Annotated in this window: 21 protein-coding genes and 1 pseudogene; 20 read left to right on the top strand and 2 right to left on the bottom strand. The window is 43.0% G+C overall.

Translation table 11 applies throughout. The features are described 5' to 3' along the window. The first annotated feature begins 11 nt into the window (after positions 1-11). From aroA to CJ483_RS05270, 10 genes are all read left to right on the top strand, one after another. On the top strand, positions 12-1,301 hold the full coding sequence (gene aroA, locus CJ483_RS05320; protein WP_120032592.1) for a 3-phosphoshikimate 1-carboxyvinyltransferase: 1,290 nt from the start codon (positions 12-14) through the stop codon (positions 1,299-1,301). Between the two features lie 351 nt (positions 1,302-1,652). Then, positions 1,653-2,912 carry a tetratricopeptide repeat protein gene (locus CJ483_RS05310; RefSeq protein ID WP_120032588.1) on the top strand — a complete coding sequence of 420 codons (1,260 nt, stop codon included), beginning with the start codon at positions 1,653-1,655 and terminating at the stop codon, positions 2,910-2,912. A gap of 36 nt (positions 2,913-2,948) precedes the next feature. Continuing rightward, on the top strand, positions 2,949-3,488 hold the full coding sequence (locus CJ483_RS05305) for a ReoY family proteolytic degradation factor (protein WP_120032586.1): 540 nt from the start codon (positions 2,949-2,951) through the stop codon (positions 3,486-3,488). A gap of 92 nt (positions 3,489-3,580) precedes the next feature. After that, positions 3,581-4,048 carry a YpiF family protein gene (locus tag CJ483_RS05300; RefSeq protein ID WP_120032584.1) on the top strand — a complete coding sequence of 156 codons (468 nt, stop codon included), beginning with the start codon at positions 3,581-3,583 and terminating at the stop codon, positions 4,046-4,048. Positions 4,049-4,202: 154 nt separating this feature from the next. After that, positions 4,203-4,706: a Rieske (2Fe-2S) protein gene (locus tag CJ483_RS05295; protein ID WP_120032582.1), complete on the top strand. Its 504-nt coding sequence runs from the start codon at positions 4,203-4,205 to the stop codon at positions 4,704-4,706. A gap of 14 nt (positions 4,707-4,720) precedes the next feature. Beyond that, positions 4,721-5,395: a menaquinol-cytochrome c reductase cytochrome b subunit gene (qcrB, locus tag CJ483_RS05290; RefSeq protein ID WP_120032580.1), complete on the top strand. Its 675-nt coding sequence runs from the start codon at positions 4,721-4,723 to the stop codon at positions 5,393-5,395. 51 nt (positions 5,396-5,446) lie between these two features. Beyond that, positions 5,447-6,214, top strand: a complete 768-nt coding sequence (locus tag CJ483_RS05285; protein WP_120032578.1) for a menaquinol-cytochrome c reductase cytochrome b/c subunit — start codon at positions 5,447-5,449, stop codon at positions 6,212-6,214. 113 nt (positions 6,215-6,327) lie between these two features. Next, a complete protein-coding gene (lhaT, locus tag CJ483_RS05280) occupies positions 6,328-6,918 on the top strand; it encodes a lipoprotein heptaprenylglyceryl N-acetyltransferase LhaT (protein WP_120032576.1) in 591 nt (196 codons plus the stop codon). 89 nt (positions 6,919-7,007) lie between these two features. Continuing rightward, entirely contained in the window at positions 7,008-7,799 is a 792-nt protein-coding gene (locus tag CJ483_RS05275; RefSeq protein WP_120032574.1) for a sporulation protein YpjB, read from the top strand. Between the two features lie 69 nt (positions 7,800-7,868). After that, entirely contained in the window at positions 7,869-8,549 is a 681-nt protein-coding gene (locus tag CJ483_RS05270; protein ID WP_120032571.1) for a zinc metallopeptidase, read from the top strand. Between the two features lie 42 nt (positions 8,550-8,591). On the opposite strand, the pseudogene CJ483_RS05265 reads toward CJ483_RS05270, so the two are convergent. Beyond that, a pseudogene (locus CJ483_RS05265) lies at positions 8,592-9,463 on the bottom strand (YitT family protein). A gap of 179 nt (positions 9,464-9,642) precedes the next feature. On the opposite strand from CJ483_RS05265, the gene CJ483_RS05260 reads away from it, so the two are divergent. Genes CJ483_RS05260 through CJ483_RS05230 form a run of 7 tightly spaced genes read left to right on the top strand, consistent with a single transcriptional unit; the run spans position 9,643 to position 15,211 of the window. After that, entirely contained in the window at positions 9,643-9,972 is a 330-nt protein-coding gene (locus CJ483_RS05260) for a nucleotide pyrophosphohydrolase (RefSeq protein WP_120032569.1), read from the top strand. A gap of 3 nt (positions 9,973-9,975) precedes the next feature. Next, complete coding sequence (gene dapB / locus CJ483_RS05255; RefSeq protein WP_120032567.1) at positions 9,976-10,776, top strand: 4-hydroxy-tetrahydrodipicolinate reductase; 801 nt, start codon at positions 9,976-9,978, stop codon at positions 10,774-10,776. A 10-nt stretch (positions 10,777-10,786) separates the two neighbouring features. Further along, the gene (locus CJ483_RS05250) at positions 10,787-11,200 is read left to right on the top strand and encodes a methylglyoxal synthase (RefSeq protein WP_120032565.1); all 414 of its coding nucleotides are present in this window, start codon (positions 10,787-10,789) and stop codon (positions 11,198-11,200) included. Then, complete coding sequence (gene bshB1 / locus CJ483_RS05245; protein ID WP_120032563.1) at positions 11,187-11,900, top strand: bacillithiol biosynthesis deacetylase BshB1; 714 nt, start codon at positions 11,187-11,189, stop codon at positions 11,898-11,900. Before CJ483_RS05250 ends, bshB1 begins: the two co-directional genes overlap by 14 nt. After that, positions 11,900-13,051 carry an N-acetyl-alpha-D-glucosaminyl L-malate synthase BshA gene (bshA, locus tag CJ483_RS05240; protein ID WP_120032560.1) on the top strand — a complete coding sequence of 384 codons (1,152 nt, stop codon included), beginning with the start codon at positions 11,900-11,902 and terminating at the stop codon, positions 13,049-13,051. Before bshB1 ends, bshA begins: the two co-directional genes overlap by 1 nt. Further along, positions 13,044-14,237, top strand: a complete 1,194-nt coding sequence (locus tag CJ483_RS05235; protein WP_120032558.1) for a CCA tRNA nucleotidyltransferase — start codon at positions 13,044-13,046, stop codon at positions 14,235-14,237. The genes bshA and CJ483_RS05235 overlap by 8 nt, the downstream gene beginning before the upstream one ends. Next, entirely contained in the window at positions 14,222-15,211 is a 990-nt protein-coding gene (locus tag CJ483_RS05230; RefSeq protein WP_120032556.1) for a biotin--[acetyl-CoA-carboxylase] ligase, read from the top strand. The genes CJ483_RS05235 and CJ483_RS05230 overlap by 16 nt, the downstream gene beginning before the upstream one ends. Before the next feature lie 67 nt (positions 15,212-15,278). On the opposite strand, the gene CJ483_RS05225 is transcribed toward CJ483_RS05230, so the two are convergent. Beyond that, positions 15,279-16,343 (bottom strand): PQQ-dependent sugar dehydrogenase, encoded by a 1,065-nt coding sequence (locus tag CJ483_RS05225; protein WP_120032554.1) that lies wholly within the window; start codon positions 16,341-16,343, stop codon positions 15,279-15,281. Positions 16,344-16,641: 298 nt separating this feature from the next. On the opposite strand from CJ483_RS05225, the gene panB reads away from it, so the two are divergent. From panB to panD, 3 genes are read left to right on the top strand one after another with little or no spacing between them, the layout of a single operon-like run. Continuing rightward, complete coding sequence (panB, locus tag CJ483_RS05220; RefSeq protein WP_120032552.1) at positions 16,642-17,481, top strand: 3-methyl-2-oxobutanoate hydroxymethyltransferase; 840 nt, start codon at positions 16,642-16,644, stop codon at positions 17,479-17,481. Continuing rightward, the gene (gene panC, locus CJ483_RS05215) at positions 17,478-18,335 is read left to right on the top strand and encodes a pantoate--beta-alanine ligase (RefSeq protein WP_120032550.1); all 858 of its coding nucleotides are present in this window, start codon (positions 17,478-17,480) and stop codon (positions 18,333-18,335) included. Before panB ends, panC begins: the two co-directional genes overlap by 4 nt. Position 18,336: 1 nt before the next feature. Next, complete coding sequence (gene panD, locus CJ483_RS05210; protein ID WP_120032548.1) at positions 18,337-18,720, top strand: aspartate 1-decarboxylase; 384 nt, start codon at positions 18,337-18,339, stop codon at positions 18,718-18,720. Positions 18,721-18,837 lie beyond the last annotated feature (117 nt).

Raw genomic sequence — 18,837 nt, 5'->3', positions numbered from 1 at the left:
AGGGTGATTCGATGAAAGAAATGGAATTAAGGCTGACAAATTCCCCGCTGAATGGGCGGGTGGAAGTACCGGGAGATAAATCAATTTCCCATCGCTCGGTTATGTTTGGCGCCTTAGCTGAAGGCAAGACAACCATTCGGCATTTTTTGAAAGGGGAAGATTGCCTGCGGACGATTGACTGTTTTCGAAAGCTCGGTGTGAACATTGAAGAGACCGATGAAGAAATTGTTGTCTATGGAACTGGATGGAACGGATTGATTGAGCCTTCTGAAATCCTTGATGCTGGGAACTCTGGAACAACGACGAGACTTTTATTGGGGATTTTGGCCGGCCGTCCATTTCACTCTGTATTAATTGGAGATGAGTCTATCGCCAAACGGCCAATGGATCGGGTTGTTGCCCCTTTAACGAGCATGGGAGCAAAAATTAATGGCAGAAGCAATGGACGGTTTACACCGCTGGCAATTGACGGTTCAAAGCTGTCCCCCATCCGATATGAATTGCCTGTAGCGAGCGCTCAGGTAAAGTCTGCCCTCTTGTTTGCTGCTCTCCAGACAGAAGGAGAAACAGTGATCACGGAGCCGCAGCCAACCCGTGATCATACAGAAAAAATGATCAAACAATTCGGCGGGGAAGTTACACGCCGCGGCAATGATATTGTCGTGCAGGGCGGCCAGTCATTTAAAGGGACAAGTGTATATGTACCTGGAGATATTTCATCTGCGGCCTTTTTCCTTGCTGCTGGGGCAATGGTTCCTGGCAGTGAAGTCATTCTTGAAAACGTTGGCTTAAATCCGACAAGAACGGGAATTATTGATGTGCTTGTTCAAATGGGGGCCGATATTCAAATTGAGGCCCGTGAGACTGTTGGAGAGGAGATAGGGACGATTACTATCCGTACTTCTCAATTAAAAAGCATTGAAGTGGGCGGCGATTTAATTCCGAAGCTGATTGATGAAATTCCGATCATTGCTCTGCTTGCCACACAGGCAGCAGGAAAGACTGTCATCAAGGATGCAGAAGAGTTGAAAGTAAAAGAAACAAATCGTATTGACACGGTTGTGAATGAATTAAAGAAGCTTGGCGCGGAAATTGAAGCTACAGAGGATGGAATGATTATTCATGGCAAGAGCTCGCTGTCTGGAGCTCGTGTTTCATCGCATGGAGATCACCGAATTGGTATGATGCTGGCTGTTGCTTCTCTAGTGGCTACGGGAGCCGTTGAGCTTGAAAATCCCGAGGCTATTGCGGTTTCCTATCCTTCTTTCTTTGAAGATATGAAGCAACTCATTCAAAAGTAATGAAAACAAGGTGTTTAGTTGGCGACGCACACAGCAGCCAACAAAAAGGAGCTGATTTTATCAGCTCCTTTTTCTGCATAAAGAAGGAAATTGCTCTTTCCTGGAGAATGTATTTACTATTGAAGATAAAAAAGTTGCTGTCAGGCTTTTCTTTCACTATGATAACAATATTACAAGGTGTGAACAGGATGATTGAAAGCACCCTGGGATTGATTGCAAATGACCGTCCTTTAAAACTTAAGTCTGATGTAGATGAGGATGATCGATCAAGCAGACTAGTAATAAAGAAGTCGGACGTTTGTCGACAGTCCTAATAAGAGTAAATTGTTTTTTAGAAAGGATTCGAAGAAAATGTCTTATGCACAGCAAATGCTAGAAAGTTTAGAAAAAGGGGAAAATCAACAAGCGTTTTCTCTATTTAAAAAGGTCCAGTCGTTTTCCTCAGATGAAGAGAAATTTTCGCTGGCCGAACAATTATATGGTCTGGGCTTTCTGGAAGAAGCGCGGGAGCTGTACGAAGGGCTTCTGGAAACCTTTCCGGAAGAAGGAGAGCTGCGCGTCCTTCTTGCTGAAGTGCTCGTTGATATGGATAAAGAAGAAGAGGCCATGCTTCTCCTTGAGCAGCTGGACCAAGCAGACGAAAACTATCCGAGAGCTCTGCTGTTGCTTGCTGATCTATACCAAATGCAAGGTCTATATGAAGTAAGTGAACAGAAGCTGCAAGCTGCCAATGAACTGTTGCCTGATGAACCGGTTATTCAATTTGCGCTTGCTGAGTTCTACTCGGAGCAGGGAAGGTTTTTGGAAGCTATTCGTCTTTACAGAGCCCTGCTTGCAGATAGACAAGAAGAGATAGCGGGTATCTCCATTTATCAGCGCCTGGCTGAGTCATTGAGCGTAGGCGGAGCTTTTGAGGAGAGCTTGGAGTATTATGAAAAAGCGCTTGAAGGCCATCTGGAAATTAACACACTATTTGGTTACGCTTTCACGGCTTTTCAAGCGGGCTTTTATCAAACAGCGATCGCTAAATTTGAAGAGTTAAAAGCGCTTGACCCAGACTATCACTCTATTTATCTTTATTTAGCCAAAGCATATGAGCGGGAGGAGGAGTTAGAAAAGGGGATAGAAGTAGCTAAGGAGGGAATTAAGCATGACGAGTTTCACAAAGAGCTGCATCTCATTGCAGGTAAGCTTAGCCTAAAGTTAGGCAGAGAGGAGGAGGCAGAGCAGTTTTTGCGCGCTGCCTTGGCATTAGATCCTGAGTATTCAGAAGCCGCCCTTACCTTAAATAAATTGCTTCTTCATCAGGAACGCTATGAAGATGTACTGGAAATTACCGAACTGCTGAAGAAAGATGGAGAGGCTGATCCACAGCTTTTATGGGATGAGGCAAAAGCCCTCAATGAATTAGAAGAGTATAGTCAGGCATTAACTGCTTATAAAGAAGCATATAATTTCTTTAAAGGTCATGCACACTTTTTAGAAGAATACGGATACTTCTTAATGGAAGAAGGAAATCGTAAGGAAGCACTGCAAATATTCCGTCAGCTGCTGGAGAATGATCCCGCGAATGAAGAGTGGCTGTTGCTCATTGAGCGGCTTTCGGATTAATTAAATGACTATCTTTACAGAGGAGGGATTTATAAAATGGCTGCCCCTGTATCTGTTCATGAGAAAAAAGATTTTATCCGCTGGTTTTTAAATCACTATCAATTAAAAAGAAGAGAATCTGTATGGATTTTAAATTATTTAATGAGCCACGACCAGCTCATGGAAAAGGTGCATTTTGTAGAAGACGCACAATATTGTCCACGGGGAATGATCATGTCTACCCACTGTGTTGACAGTGCCCCGTTTCGTTTTTTTAAAGAGAACATCATGACAACGGATGCAGAAAAATCATTTCATGATATCCGGTTGAACAAGGAAGAGGACATTTATATTGAATTGAAGTTCAAGTCTTCCAATGTATCTCATCAATATGCGGCCGTAATGGAAGAAAACCCATTTATGCCAAGGAATTTACGAATTACGGAAAAGGATAAAGTGCTTGCTGAAAACTTTCTTAAAGAGGGAATCTATCGTTTTCAGAAGGAGCGATTGCTCAAAGACATAGATAGAGCGCTCGATAGCGGAGATAAAGCAGCATTTCTGGCGTTGACTGATCAACTAAATGCTTTAAAATAGTCTTTTGCCTGCGGCAAAAGACTTTATTTTTGAATAAAGAAGGATGATTCTCATCGAATCACTGTGGTACTATAAAACAAGAGGTGAATGACATGAATTGGAATGGCAGAGATACAGAAAGCTTTCAACAGCAAAAAGAATATGTGGATACAGCACTCGTGCCGCTCATCCCTATTTCTTTTGAAAGCGACATGAAAGAAACAGCTTCTCAATATGAATTTATGCAGTTGTTAACTACGCTGCTTGAGAAGCAATTTAAAGGGCGAATCTTGCTTATTCCCCCGTTTACTTACATAAGACAGCAGGAGGAACAAGGAAAGTTTGCCGCGTTAAATCGCTGGGTTGAGGAGATGGACAAGAGTGGGTTTAAACATAAGCTATTCTTCACTTCAGACAGCAGCTGGAAGTTGGCTGAAGAAGAGATCGGTGGCTCATTAATCTGGGTTCCATCCGTGCCGCTTGAACATATGGAGGATTCGTACAAATACTCGTTAATAGAGGATCAAGCAAAACAATTTGTCAATATAATCGTCCACAAATGGCAGCAAAATTTGTCATAATTCAGAAAATCGTCACATACTTTGATATATTTTCGATCGCTGTGATATTGACCTGTTTCCAAGTTTGGATTATCATAGTGGTGTCCTAGTTTATGTTTGTGCGCTTATAAATACGTCCAGTGCGGACGCAGCTTACAATAGAGGGGGGAAAAGAATGAGTAAACAACCTGTATCAAGACGTCAATTTCTTAACTATACACTGACAGGCGTTGGCGGCTTTATGGCAGCTGGCATGTTGATGCCAATGGTTCGTTTTGCAATTGATCCAGTTTTGGCGCATGGTGGAAAAGGCGAATACCATACTACGAAGCAGAAAGTGGATGAATTGTCTACGAAACCGACTCGTGTGGACTTCTCTTACGAACAAAAAGATGCATGGTACACATCCGATGTTACACAAACGGCTTGGGTTTACAAGAATGAGAAAGGCGAAATCGTTGCCCTTTCACCTGTATGTAAACACTTAGGCTGTACGGTTGACTGGGAAGGAAGCGGTCACAAAAACAAGTTCTACTGTCCGTGTCATGGTGGTTTATATGAAAAGAGTGGAAAAAACATTCCTGGTACACCACCGACAAGACCGCTTGATAAGTACCCAACGAAAGTAAAAGACGGTTTCTTGCAGCTCGGCAAGCCGGAGCCACAAACCATTGCGTAAAGGAGGCGTAATTCATGCTAAACAAAATTTATGATTGGGTTGATGAGCGTTTAGATATTACGCCTTTGTGGCGGGATATTGCTGATCATGAAGTGCCTGAACACGTAAACCCGGCTCATCACTTTTCGGCTTTCGTTTACTGTTTTGGCGGATTGACATTTTTCGTAACCGTTATCCAGATTCTATCAGGTATGTTTTTGACTATGTATTATGTGCCTGATATTAAAAATGCCTGGGAATCGGTTTATTATCTTCAAAATGAAGTGGCATTTGGAATGATTGTGCGTGGTATGCACCACTGGGGTGCGAGTTTAGTTATCGTTATGATATTCTTACATACGTTGCGCGTGTTCTTCCAAGGAGCTTACAAAAAACCACGTGAACTGAACTGGATAGTGGGCGTATTAATTTTCTTTGTTATGCTTGGTCTCGGCTTCACGGGTTACTTATTGCCATGGGATATGAAAGCGTTATTCGCAACGAAGGTAGGTATAGAAATCGCCGCTTCCACTCCATTCATTGGGGAACAGGTAAAAACCCTGCTTGCGGGTCATCCGGATATCGTTGGAGCCCAGACGCTTACTCGTTTCTTTGCGATTCACGTGTTCTTCCTGCCGGCAGCGTTGCTCGGCTTAATGGCAGCTCACTTTATTATGATTCGCAGACAAGGTATCTCCGGACCATTGTAAAATTAAAATTTCATTGAATGTCTAAAGATCTTTTTAAAGGAGGGGAACGCCATGCATCGTGGAAAAGGGATGAAATTCGTTGGTGATTCGCGTATCCCGGCAGTACGCAAACCGAATGTTCCGAAAGATTACTCGGAATACCCGGGGAAAACTGAAGCCTTTTGGCCGAACTTTTTATTAAAAGAGTGGATGGTTGGTGCCGTTTTCTTAGTTGGTTATTTATGCTTGACAGTAGCGCATCCATCTCCGCTTGAGCGTGTCGCGGATCCGACGGATACAGGTTATATTCCGCTTCCAGACTGGTACTTTTTATTTCTTTACCAGTTACTGAAATACACGTATGCTTCCGGACCTTACAATGTTATTGGAGCTTTTGTTATTCCAGGACTAGCTTTTGGAGGACTTTTACTTGCTCCATTCATTGACCGAGGACCAGAACGCAGACCAATTAAACGTCCATTTGCTACGGGCTTTATGATTCTTGCTTTATCAGCCATTGTTTTCTTAACATGGGAATCCGTTGTTCACCATGACTGGGAAGCTGCAGAGGCACAAGGTAAAATTGTCGAAGAAGCAGAGTTCGATAAGAATGATGAAGGATACAAAATCTTTGCTGACCAGAAAAATGGCTGTATTAACTGTCATGGAGAAAATTTGACAGGCGGTGCAGCAGCACCATCTCTTGTCGGCACGGGATTAAAGCCTGAAGAAATCCAAAAGATTGCTCGTGAAGGTAAAGGGGCCATGCCTGCAGGTGTGTTTAAAGGCACTGATGAAGAGCTCGATAAAATGGCTGAATTTATTTCTAATTTAAAATAGTACAAAGAGAAGATGTCCTATCTTGAATAGGGCATCTTTTTTTCTATATAATAAATGTAATCATTACAATATTTTTCCGATATGTTTAGCAGAGAAGACAGGATGGTGCCATTTTGCAATATGTATACTGGTTTTTAGCGAACAAAAGATTTTTACTTATTTTATTTTTCATTAATCTAGTCGGCACAATTTACGGATATATGTGGTATGCGCCGCAGTTAGTCCGCACAGATTGGTTTTTCTGGCCCTTTGTTCCGGACAGCCCCACAGCAAGCCTGTTTTTCACGATTGTGTTGCTGGGATTTTTATGGAAAAAATCATGGGGGCTTTTTCAAGCATTGGCCATTGTGACACTGTTTAAATACGGCATATGGGCAGTGGTAATGAACGTACTCGTATTAAAAGTGACTGGCTATTTGCCATGGGAAGGATATATGCTGATGGCTTCACATTTAGGAATGGCTATCCAAGGGTTGCTCTATGCGCCATTTTATCGCATCAAACCATGGCATTTAATCATAGCTGCTTTTTGGGCTTTGCATAATGAAATCATTGATTATGTCTATATGCAATATCCGTCATATCCGCAATTACATCTATATATTAAAGAAATTGGCTATTTTACTTTTTGGTTGAGTGTCTTCTCTATTTTTCTTGCCTGGTATTTAACAAGCAGAGAAAAACGTTTGAAGTGGACTTTCTAACTGGAATAAACGAGCGTCTACTATAAGTTTCTCTTCTCGTTTCCCTGGTTCATGCATATATTAACAGCAGGAGCGGAGGAGGGAGAGAAATGAAAAAAATAAAGTGCTTGTTTCTTATTTGTTGCTTATTTATTATTCCCGTTCATAGTCAGGCAGAGGATGCCGATGCCCGCCTTCTTAGATTAGATCAAATAGCCGGCCAGGCTCTGGAGTTTACGAAAGCCGGTCTCTATGAAGATGCAGAAGCACAGCTAAAAGCTGTCCAGCTTGAACTTATACAACTTCAATTTAAAGACAGTGGACTTCCTATGGAAGATTGGACAGTTTTATCGACGGCTCTTGGAGAAGCATTGCATGTGATTAACTCTCCTGAAGGAAAAGAAATAGAAACGTTGGAAACTGTTACGACCTTCCGCTTGGTGGCCGATGCAGTGGTTTCTCGTTACCGGCCGTTATGGACTGAAATGGAACAGCCTGTTATGTCTTCCCTGCAATCTTTAAAAAAGTCTTCTATGACAGCCGATTCCTCAGGGTTTCATGAATCACTCAATAGATTTTTGGCTAATTACTATATCATCCAGCCCAGCTTGAAAGTAGATGTTTCTGAAAAGAGTGTTCGGATACTTGATGAACATGTTCGTTATATGGAACGAAGTGGAGAAAAGATGTTGAAAGAGGCATCTGCTGAAAGTGAGATCGAAGAGTTGGAAAAAGCAGTAGAGATGGTGTTTAAGGAAATGGAAAAAGAGGACCCTGCCCAGCCTTCTCTTGGATGGGTCATCAGCTTTACTGGGGGAATTATTATTGTAACGCTTTCTTATGTAGGCTGGAAGAAATATAAAGGGCAGAAGGAAGAAGAGAGGAAGAAGCAGAATCATTGATATAAAAATTAGAAAAGGATAAAATAAAAGAGAAGTAAATATTAGTACAAATGGGGGTAACACCAAACAATGGGCTTTCTAATTTACTTTCTTATCCTAATTCTCGTTCCAATCTGGGCGCAGATGAAAGTAAAAAGTACGTATAATAAATATTCCAAAGTTTCTGTCTCCACTGGTGTAACCGGGGCGCAGTCGGCTCGGCGCATTTTAGATGAAAATGGCCTTCACCAAGTGAAAGTAGTGGAAACAAGCGGTTTTTTAAGTGATCACTATAATCCGTTAACAAAGACGGTTCATCTTTCTCCAAATAACTATCACGGACATTCTATTGCTGCCGCTGCTGTAGCAGCCCATGAGGTAGGTCATGCTATTCAGGATAAAGAGGGATATGCCTTTCTACGATTCCGACATGCACTCGTACCTGTAGCAAATATTGGATCAAACTTATCGTGGATTTTCATTATGATCGGGATCTTTACATCAATGACAGGAGCTTTTTTACTCGGAATTATTTTAATGGCAGCAGCTGTTTTATTCCAAGTGATTACCTTGCCTGTCGAGTTCAACGCTTCTTCGCGCGCGATGGATCAAATTGTTTCATCAGGTATTATCCGCAATGACGAAGAGCGCGAGGCCCGCAAAGTACTAAATGCCGCAGCCATGACGTATGTTGCTGCCGCCGCTGTAGCTGTACTGGAACTGGTTCGTCTAGTCTTGATGTTTACCGGTATGCAGCAGAACGAAGATTAATTTCATAAAAAGAGAAAAGCAGGAGAATGAGTCTCCTGCTTTTTATATTTGGATCGGCTGCTTGTTCTCATCAAGGGTAAATCCTTCACCGAGTACATCATGCACAACTGTAACGGAAACGAAAGCATGCGGATCAACCGAGTTGATAATGTTTTAAGGCGGACAATCTCATTTTTGCCAACTACGCAATAGAGAACTTCCCGGTTTGTCTTTGTAAATGCACCGTGGCCTTTTAATATAGTAACGCCTCGTTCCATCTGTTTGGTGATTTTCTCAGCAATTTCTTGATTATGGTCAGAGATGATCATGGCTCCTCTGGCAGCATAGGCACCTTCTTGCATAAAGTCAATGACTCGCGCCCCGACGAAAACAGCCACGAGCGTGTACATAGCTTCCCGGTAATTTAGATAGGTTAATAAAGAGGCCGTAATCACAAGAGCATCAAATAAAAACATCGTTTTTCCCATGCTAACATTGCGGTATTTATGAATCAAACGAGCAATAATATCGACTCCGCCTGTTGTTCCGCCATAGCGGAAAATAATGCCAAGCCCTACACCAGCAAAGACCCCGGCAAATAAAGAAGCGAGAAACAAGTCTTCATGGAGCGGAATAGGAAGCTGCTTGCGCTGGAAAATCCAAAGAAAAATAGACACACCGACTGTTCCAATGATCGTATAGAAAAATGACATTCTGCCAAGCAGTTTCCAACCAACAAAAAATAAAGGCACATTCAGAATTAGATTGGAATAAGAAGGATCAATTTTAAACAAATTGTATAAAAGTAATGTAATTCCGGTAAAACCGCCTTCTGCCAGCTTGTTCTCCATGTTGAAATGAACAAGGCCAAAACTATAAATGGCACCGCCAATTAAGATAAAGAAAATATTTTTGAGTTTCATGCCAAATATCATACGCCAGCCACCTTTGAATTAATATTGAGACAGTTATTGATAACTGTCATTATATATAACTGTGCGAGATCAGACAATAAGAAACATGAAAGTCTGAGGTGTATAGAGCGATAAATTCATTGTCAACTACTCAAGAATTAGCTAACATAAAATTAATTAAGGAAGAAAGCAGGGAAGACATGGATAAAACGATCAAAGAGATGCAAAAGGAAGTCGATGAATACATCGGTCAATTTAAAGAAGGCTACTTTAGCCCGCTTGCTATGATGGCTCGCTTGACTGAGGAACTAGGAGAGCTGGCACGGGAAGTGAACCATTACTATGGTGAAAAGCCTAAAAAATCAACAGAAGAGGCGAAAACCATAGCAGAAGAACTTGGTGATCTGCAGTTTGTCATTATTTGCCTGGCAAATTCACTAAATATTGATCTGCAAGAAGCTCATGATCAAGTCATGAAGAAGTTTAACACGAGAGATAAAGATCGCTGGACGAGAAAAGAGGGGGAATAAATAATGGAAACGATTAAAGTCATTATTGCAGGGCCGCGCGGGCGAATGGGGAAAGAAGCGGTATATATGGTACAGAGATCAGAAAACTTACAACTTGCTGCTGTTTTAGATCGTCAGTACAATGGACAGCTGTTAAGTGAAGTAGAGGGATTTTCGGGAATAGACGTGCCAATTTTTACAGACATCAATGAATGCTTTAGTGAGGTAGAAGCTGAGGTGCTTATCGATTTAACGACACCGGAAACAGGATATATACATACAAAAACCGCTCTAGAACACAATATTCGGCCAGTTGTAGGTACTACGGGATTTACAGAGGAACAATTAAAGGAGTTAAAAGAACTCACTGAGGAAAAAAACCTTGGCTGTATTATTGCTCCAAACTTTGCTATTGGTGCAGTGCTTATGATGAAATTCTCTGAAATGGCAGCCAAGTATTTTCAAGATGTGGAGATCATTGAGCTTCACCATGATAAGAAATTAGATGCACCGTCGGGTACGGCAATTAAGACAGCTCAGATGATTGCCGAAGTAAGAGAAAAGAAGCAACAGGGCCATCCTGAGGAAAAAGAAACAATGAAAGGCGCCCGCGGAGCAGAAATGGATGGAATGCACCTTCATAGTGTACGTTTGCCAGGATTGATTGCTCATCAGCAGGTGTTGTTCGGAGCAGATGGTGAAACGTTGACCATTCGCCATGATTCATATAATCGGACTTCTTTTATGACAGGCGTCAAAGTGTGCGTGGAAACTGTTGTAAAGGTAGAAACGCTTATCTATGGCATGGAAAATATTTTAGATTGAGGAGGCGCTTATGAAAATAGCTTTAATTGCCCACGATGAGAAAAAGGATGATTTAATTCAATTTTTTCTAGAACATGTGAAAGTATTTTCAGAGCATGAGCTGTTTGCCACGGGTACGACAGGGCGGCGGCTCATGAAGGCTTCCGGGTTGCCCATCCATTGCTTCCAGTCCGGTCCGCTTGGCGGGGATCAGGAAATCGGAGCGAGTATTGCCAGAGGAGAAATGGACTTAGTTTTCTTTTTCAGAGATCCGCTTACCGCCCAGCCTCATGAGCCAGATGTATCAGCGCTTGTCCGGCTCTGTGACGTGTACGCTATTCCCCTGGCAACTAATATAGGTACCGGAACGATTTTAATAGAGGGCTTGCAGAGAGGCGACTTGGATCAATTACAAGGAAAGAGGCCGACCTATGGAAACAATTAAAGCAGATATTCTTGCCTTCGGTGCTCATGCAGATGATATTGAAATTGGCATGGGGGGGACAGCGGCTAAATATGCGGCGGCTGGTAAAACGGTTGTTTTCTGTGACTTAACAAAAGCAGAATTGTCATCTAACGGCACGGTAGCTTCGAGAGCAGAAGAGGCAAACAAAGCAGCTGCTCTGTTAGGTGTTCGGGAGAGGTTGACGCTTGACTTGCCAGATCGTGGGTTGTTTCTAACACAAGAAGCGATTCAAGCAGTAGCAGAGGTCATCCGTCGTTACCAACCGAAAGTCATTTTTGCACCTTATGAAAAAGACCGTCATCCAGACCACGGTGCTTGTTCGCGTATCGTACAGGAAGCGTTTTTTTCTGCCGGAATTAAAAAATACCAAACGACTGCCCACGGAAATGCTCATAAGGCGGAGCGCCTTTATTTTTATATGATCAACGGTTTTCATACCCCTGATTTTTGCGTGGATACAGGAGAATTTATGGATAAGAAAAAGCAAAGTCTATGCACTTATCAAAGTCAGTTCCAGATGGGGGAAAAATCAGTCGCCACACCTTTAACGACCGGTTACATAGAGGCGGTTGAAGCGAGAGACCGCCTGATGGGAAAAGAAGTGGGGCGAACATTTGCAGAAGGGTTTTTAACTACTGTCCCACTGTTAATAGATCAAGATTTGATTGGGGATTTATAATGAAATTAAAAATAGGAATTACGTGCTACCCTACTGTCGGTGGCTCGGGTGTAGTAGCATCAGAACTTGGAAAGCTACTTGCAGAAAAAGGACATGAGATCCATTTTATCACAACGGATCGTCCGTTCAGGTTAAACCGGATGTACCCGAATATTTATTTTCATCAAGTGGATGTCAACCAATATTCCGTTTTTCAGCACCCGCCGTATGAAATTGCACTAGCAAATAAAATAGCAGAAATTATAACGAGGGAGCAGCTCGATATCCTGCATGTCCACTATGCGATCCCGCATGCTGTTTGTGCTATTCTTGGCAGGCAAATTGCACGTTCCAATATTAAGATTGTTACAACGTTGCATGGCACGGATATCACTGTGCTTGGACATGATCCTTCCTTAACAGCAGCGATTCGTTTTGGTATCGAAGAGTCCGACGCTGTGACTGCTGTGTCGCAAGCGCTAATCGCTCAAACGATGGATGTAATTTACCCTCAAAAGAACATCCAACCTATTTATAATTTTATTGATGAGCGAGTTTATCGAAAGAGACCGGCAAATGAGCAACTGCGCGAAGAGTTGGGAATCGCTGCTCAAGATAAGGTGGTTATGCATGTATCTAATTTCCGCAGTGTGAAAAGGGTGCCGGATGTGGTTCGTGTATTTAAGCGGCTTAGAGAACACATGCCGGCAAAGCTGCTTTTGGTCGGCGATGGACCAGAAATGACTATCGTTTGCAAGCTTGTTTCTGAATTGAACCTCGAAGAATGTGTTTTGTTTCTCGGCAAGCAGGATAATTTAGAAGAGCTATATGTGCTCAGCGATTTAGTCTTATTGCTATCAGAGAAAGAAAGCTTTGGTTTGGTACTTTTGGAAGCGATGGCTTGCGGAGTTCCTTGCATTGGCACGAATATTGGTGGCATTCCCGAAGTGATTGAAAATGGAAAAAATGGTTTTCTCTCTGAAGTGGGAGATATTGAGTCCGTGACAAAACAAGCTTTGCAGCTGCTAACGGATGATAATTTTTATCAAAAGATAAGTGAACAGGCGATACAAACAGTACAAACTCATTTTCATTCAGAAAACATCGTTCGCGAGTACGAAAAGCTATATATGAGTTTGCTTCCCCAACAGGCAGGTGCGGATAGTGAATAATGAGTTAATCTTTGAGAAAGCCGCTCCGATTCTTGCCCAACTCGAGAAAGCAGGGTTCGATGCCTACTATGTAGGAGGAGCGGTAAGGGATTATTTGTTGAATCGTCCGATTGGCGACGTTGACATTGCCACAGCTGCCTTGCCAGAAGAGGTGAAGCGCGTCTTTTCTAAAACTGTCGATGTCGGCATTGAACATGGAACCGTGCTCGTGATTTGGCAGGGGGACGGTTATGAAATTACTACCTTTCGAACAGAATCTGATTATAAGGATTTTCGACGACCGGAAAAAGTATCTTTCGTTCGGACACTTGAGGAAGATTTAAAGAGAAGGGATTTTACTATTAATGCGATGGCTATGGATCGACATGGAACCATCGTTGATCCTTTCGGCGGAAAGGCTGCATTACAATCGCAGCAAATTCAAACAGTTGGCAAGGCGCAAGAGCGTTTTTCGGAAGATGCCCTTCGAATGATGAGGGCCGCCCGATTTGCCAGCCAGCTTGGCTTCCAGCTGCATATCGAAACAGAAGAAGCACTAAGCCGCTGTACTAGTCTACTGGAGCATATTGCGGTTGAACGGAAACTAATGGAGATGGATAAACTAATGGCTGGGAAAGAGGCGGCAGCTGGCATCAAGATATTGCTTGAAGGAGGCTTGATTGCCTATTTGCCAGGGCTTCTCGGGCAGGAGCAACGGATAAATAAGATGCTCTCCTATGATCTTAACAAGTTAACTGGAATCCAAAAGTGGCTTCTTCTGCTCGTCCTTCTTGCACCACATAAACCAGGTGATTGGCTGAAGGAGTGGCGGATGCCAGCTAAGAAAATAAAGTATTTAGCGGGTACATACGAAACGGCTCTCAAACAGCAGAAAGAAGAGTGGACAGATTTTTCATTATATGAAGCCGGTGTAGACCAGGCGATGGATGCTGAGGCGGTCAATGCGCTTCTTGCCGGCCGCCCTTCAAAAGCAGAAGAGCTGAAAAATCGACATGCCGACCTATCGATCCACACTCGAAAAGAACTAGCTATCACCGGTAAAGAGCTGAAGGAATGGAAGAATGAAACAGGTGGGCCATGGATGAAAAGTTATATTGAAATGATCGAGCGGGCTGTTGTAGAGAGAAAAGTTGAAAACAGTAAAGAAAAGATAAAGGAGTGGCTTGAAGCGTGCAATCTTCTGTAAAACAGCAATTATTAGAGGCGTTTTCAAGAGCGGATGGGGAATTTGTATCTGGTCAGGCGCTTGCAGAAATCCTCGGCTGCTCGCGGACGGCCATTTGGAAGCACATTGAATCATTGCGCCAAGAGGGATTTGAATTGGAAGCGGTACGAAAAAAGGGCTACCGCATTCTTACAAAGCCGGATAAAGTAACGGAAAATGAAATTTTAATCGGCCTGCAGACCGACTGGCTTGGAAAAGAAATCGTCGCATTGGAATCTACCCCTTCGACTCAGAAGGAGGCTCATCGCTTGGCACAAGAGCCTTTTAAGGAAGGTACGGTAGTGATTGCAGAAGAACAGACAGCGGGACGCGGAAGAATGACACGTGCATGGCATTCTCCAAAATATACGGGCATTTGGATGAGCGTACTATTAAAACCGTCTTTGCCGCCTTATAAAGCGCCTCAGTTCACGTTGATTACGGCAGTTTCCGTTGTTGAAGCGATTATTGAAGTGACCGGATTGCAGCCAGAGATCAAGTGGCCGAACGATATTTTGTTAAACGGCAAGAAGATTACCGGTATTTTAACAGAACTGCAAGCGGACGCTGACCGCATTCATTCAATTATTATCGGTATCGGCATTAACGTAAATCAAAAAGAGTTTCCTGACGAATTGAAAGAAGTGGCCACCTCGCTTGCTATTGAAAAAGGAGAGGCAGTCTCACGCTCGCAGCTAGTTCAGGAAATTTTAAAAAACCTTGAAAATTATTATGACATATACATGAAAGAAGGATTTATTAACATAAAAAAACGCTGGGAAAAGCACGCGCTGTCGATCGGTAAAAAAATTACGGCGCGGACAGTGACTGGTACGATTCACGGCAAAGCACTCGGTATCACAGAAGAAGGTGTATTGAAGCTGCTTGATGATGACGGCACCATCCATGATATTTACTCCGCTGATATCGAAATCGATACAAGGACAGATGAATGATGTAGAAAAAACTGCCCGCTGGACAGCAGCACGGGCAGTTTTCTATTTAAGGCATAACCCTTTGCCATTAATGCGGTTCTTTTAAAAGAAGAAGTCGATCATCATCTTGAGAAGGTGTCCCTCGGCCATCTGTATTATTTGTCACAATATATAAATAGTGATCGCTCGCATATACATCTCTCAAGCGTCCTTCGCCTTGAAAAGAAACCGTCATTTTCCGATGTTTAAGATCGAAAGCAAGCAGCCTTTCTCCCTTAAGGGTAGCAATAAAGAGTTGTCCTTTACTATAAGCTAGACCGGAGGGAGCCCACGTTTCCTCGCCAGAATGAATGAAAGGTGATTCCATTCCTTCTCTTTTCTCGTCTCCTTGAATGAGAGGCCAGCCATAATTTTTCCCTGGACTAATTTTGTTCACTTCATCATGAGCGCTTTGCCCATGTTCAGTCGCATACATGGTACCGTCTTTGCTCCAGGCCATCCCTTGCGGATTGCGATGTCCATAGGAAAAAATATAGGAACCTTTAAAAGGATTGTCAGAGGGAACAGAGCCATCTAAATTTAAACGTAAAATTTTCCCGGATAGCTGCTGTTTACTTTGTGCAGACTCCTTTACACCGGCATCTCCTACAGTTACGTAAAGCTTATGGTCAGGACCAAGAGCGATCCGTCCGCCATTGTGGATCGTACCGCCGGGAATGCTGGCCAACAGTTCTTTTGTCTCTTGCCAGCCGCTGCCTTTCTTTTGAATTTGTACAATCCGATTCATTATTTTTTCTTTTTCCTTGTACGTATGATAGATGTAAGCGCGTCCGTTGCTGGAAAAGGCAGGATCAAGCTCAAAGCCTAATAAGCCGCCTTCTCCTTCGTGCAGTACCGGTTGATCCAGCTTCAATTCCATTTCTTTTTTCTTTCCATCAGAATAAATTTCGGCAATTGTACCTTTACGCTGGCTAATAAAGAAGCTGTTATCCAACTTAGTAATGTTCCATGGAACCTCCAGTTTTTTAGCGATAACTTTTATTCCAGCTGATGTGCTTGCAGGAATATTTTCGGAAGATTCTTCTTCGGGAGCTTTTTCAGGTGAAGAGCAGCCTGTAAGCAGGACGAGAGCGATCAACAACCATTTTTTCATCTTCTCACCTTCTCTCTTAATAGTTACTTATTCATCCTATTATGATCAGGTAAATTTCTAATAGTCAAAGAAAAAAGATGTTGTTATAATGAAGGCGGGCAGTATCTTAAAGAGAACTGCACTTGTCCGAAGTCAGCCGCTGGAATAATAAAATAAGCGAAAAGTTCTGCCTTGATCCGTAAGGACAGGGACAGAGGGTCGAAACAACGAATCTAATTATTCGGGTCCTTCTGTCTGAAGGACCCTTTTTATTTACTGATTGTTTCGTCTCCTCTGATCGAAAAAGGAGGAAGCGTACATGAAGCAAACGAGTGACTTTATCAAAATGAAAGCAAACGGTGAAAAAATTGCCATGATCACCGCCTATGATTATCCTTCTGCTAAATTATCTGAAGAGGGTGGGGCGGACATCATTTTAGTCGGAGACTCTCTTGGTATGGTTGTACTTGGGTATGAATCAACCGTTCCTGTTACCCTGGACGATATGATTCATCATACAAAGGCAGTAAAGCGGGGGGCGAAAGAAACATTTGTCGTTACTGACTTGCCTTTTATGTCGTATCAGATTAGCCGAGAAGAAACGATGCGGGCAGCAAGAGCGCTTATGCAGGAAGCAGGAGCGCATGCTGTAAAAATTGAGGGCGGCGAAGAGGCAGTAGAGGCCGTTCGGGATTTGACGCAGGCTGGCGTACCAACAGTCGCCCACTTAGGGCTAACTCCGCAGTCCGTTGGGGTTCTTGGCGGTTATAAAGTGCAGGGGAAAACAGCAGAGGCAGCCCGAAAGCTGCTGGATGATGCAAAGAAGCTTGAGCAGGCAGGGGCATTTATGGCCGTGCTTGAATGTGTTCCTTATCAGATTGCAGCTCAAGTGGCAAGCGCTCTTACTATTCCGATAATCGGAATTGGGGCAGGCAAGGAAACGGATGGACAAGTGCTTGTCTACCATGACCTTATTCAATATGGGGTAAGCCGAACACCTAAATTTGTTAAATCGTACAGCAATGTGAACGATGAAATTATACCGGCCGTTTCTGCTTATGTAAAAGAAGTAAAAGGTGGAATATTCCCGGGAGTGGAGCATTCATTTACGATGAAAGAAGAAGAACTGGAAGCTTTGTATGAAGGAGCACGTTCATGAGAGTAATTAAGACAGTTAAGGAATTAAAAGCCTTTGTCCGGACGGAAAAACAGGCTGGACACCAGATTGGCCTGGTGCCGACAATGGGCTTTCTTCATGAAGGGCATCTTACCCTCGCCAATAAAGCACAGCAGGAAAATGACACGATTATTATGAGCATCTTCGTCAACCCGCTGCAATTTGGACCAAATGAAGACTTTGAACGTTATCCGCGGGATTTAGACCGAGATGAGCAACTCGCCGCTTCAGCAGGTGTAGACTGTCTTTTTGCTCCCGAAGTAGAAGAGATGTATCCGGAGCCTTCTATTATAACTATGACAGTTACAGACAGAACAGACAAGCTGTGCGGCGTGAAGCGGCCAGGACATTTTGATGGGGTAGTGAAGGTCGTCACGAAGCTATTTCATTTAGCTGAGCCAGATAAAGCTTATTTTGGCTTGAAAGATGCCCAACAGTTTGCTGTCATTGACGGTCTCGTGAAGTCATTAAACTTTCCGGTGGAAGTTGTAGGAGTGGAGACTGTCAGAGAAGAGGACGGACTGGCAAAAAGCTCACGCAACGTCTATTTAACGGAAGAGGAACGCACAAAGGCGCCATATTTGCAAAAAGCTCTCCAGCACGGCGTACAGGCAGCAGAACAGGGCGGAAAAAGTGTAAAAGAAATTATTGATTTGACTGCTTCCTATTTAGAGAATCACACTGGCGCAACAATTGATTATGTGGACTTGCTTTCTTATCCGGAATTAAACTCTTTAAAAGAAGTGCAAGGAAAGATGATTCTGGCAGCAGCGATCAATTATTCAAAAGCGCGTTTAATTGATAACATTATTTTTACGGTTGGAGGAGAATGCTGAAATGTTTCGTACAATGATGAATGGGAAAATTCACCGGGCTACCGTAACGGAAGCGAACTTAAATTATGTGGGCAGCATTACGATTGACCAAAATTTAATGGACGCCGCTGGAATGATGGCAAATGAGAAAGTGCAGATTGTCAACAATAACAATGGTGCCCGTTTAGAAACTTATATTATTCCAGGTGAACGGAACAGCGGCGTGATCTGTTTAAATGGGGCGGCAGCAAGACTTGTCCAACCGGGTGATAAAGTTATTATTATCTCCTATGTCATGGTCGCCGAGGAGAAGGTAAAGGATCACCGTCCGAAAGTAGTGGTGGCTGGGGAAAATAATGAGATTGAACAGCTTCTTCACGAGGAGATTGCTGGTACAATTATATAATTGGAAAGTCCACATAGAGGTGGAGCTTTCTATAGCAGAAGATAGCTTTAACAAGCAGAGTTAAAATTAGTTGAGAGCAATCCCTCCCTTTGGTAAAGGGAGGGATTGCTCTCTCTT

The organism is Bacillus sp. PK3_68 (assembly GCF_003600835.1).
Lineage (GTDB): Bacteria > Bacillota > Bacilli > Bacillales > Domibacillaceae > Pseudobacillus.
Note: the sequence above shows the minus strand (reverse complement) of the source record. Positions and strands in the feature narration are given on the sequence as shown.

Excerpts from the sequence above, each read along its gene's own strand:
- aroA (WP_120032592.1), top strand. The coding sequence starts at position 12 with ATGAAAGAAATGGAATTAAGGCTGACAAATTCCCCGCTGAATGGGCGG.
- CJ483_RS05310 (WP_120032588.1), top strand. The coding sequence starts at position 1,653 with ATGTCTTATGCACAGCAAATGCTAGAAAGTTTAGAAAAAGGGGAAAAT.
- CJ483_RS05305 (WP_120032586.1), top strand. The coding sequence starts at position 2,949 with ATGGCTGCCCCTGTATCTGTTCATGAGAAAAAAGATTTTATCCGCTGG.
- CJ483_RS05300 (WP_120032584.1), top strand. The coding sequence starts at position 3,581 with ATGAATTGGAATGGCAGAGATACAGAAAGCTTTCAACAGCAAAAAGAA.
- CJ483_RS05295 (WP_120032582.1), top strand. The coding sequence starts at position 4,203 with ATGAGTAAACAACCTGTATCAAGACGTCAATTTCTTAACTATACACTG.
- qcrB (WP_120032580.1), top strand. The coding sequence starts at position 4,721 with ATGCTAAACAAAATTTATGATTGGGTTGATGAGCGTTTAGATATTACG.
- CJ483_RS05285 (WP_120032578.1), top strand. The coding sequence starts at position 5,447 with ATGCATCGTGGAAAAGGGATGAAATTCGTTGGTGATTCGCGTATCCCG.
- CJ483_RS05275 (WP_120032574.1), top strand. The coding sequence starts at position 7,008 with ATGAAAAAAATAAAGTGCTTGTTTCTTATTTGTTGCTTATTTATTATT.
- CJ483_RS05270 (WP_120032571.1), top strand. The coding sequence starts at position 7,869 with ATGGGCTTTCTAATTTACTTTCTTATCCTAATTCTCGTTCCAATCTGG.
- CJ483_RS05260 (WP_120032569.1), top strand. The coding sequence starts at position 9,643 with ATGGATAAAACGATCAAAGAGATGCAAAAGGAAGTCGATGAATACATC.
- dapB (WP_120032567.1), top strand. The coding sequence starts at position 9,976 with ATGGAAACGATTAAAGTCATTATTGCAGGGCCGCGCGGGCGAATGGGG.
- CJ483_RS05250 (WP_120032565.1), top strand. The coding sequence starts at position 10,787 with ATGAAAATAGCTTTAATTGCCCACGATGAGAAAAAGGATGATTTAATT.
- bshB1 (WP_120032563.1), top strand. The coding sequence starts at position 11,187 with ATGGAAACAATTAAAGCAGATATTCTTGCCTTCGGTGCTCATGCAGAT.
- bshA (WP_120032560.1), top strand. The coding sequence starts at position 11,900 with ATGAAATTAAAAATAGGAATTACGTGCTACCCTACTGTCGGTGGCTCG.
- CJ483_RS05225 (WP_120032554.1), bottom strand. The coding sequence starts at position 16,343 with ATGAAAAAATGGTTGTTGATCGCTCTCGTCCTGCTTACAGGCTGCTCT.
- panB (WP_120032552.1), top strand. The coding sequence starts at position 16,642 with ATGAAGCAAACGAGTGACTTTATCAAAATGAAAGCAAACGGTGAAAAA.
- panC (WP_120032550.1), top strand. The coding sequence starts at position 17,478 with ATGAGAGTAATTAAGACAGTTAAGGAATTAAAAGCCTTTGTCCGGACG.
- panD (WP_120032548.1), top strand. The coding sequence starts at position 18,337 with ATGTTTCGTACAATGATGAATGGGAAAATTCACCGGGCTACCGTAACG.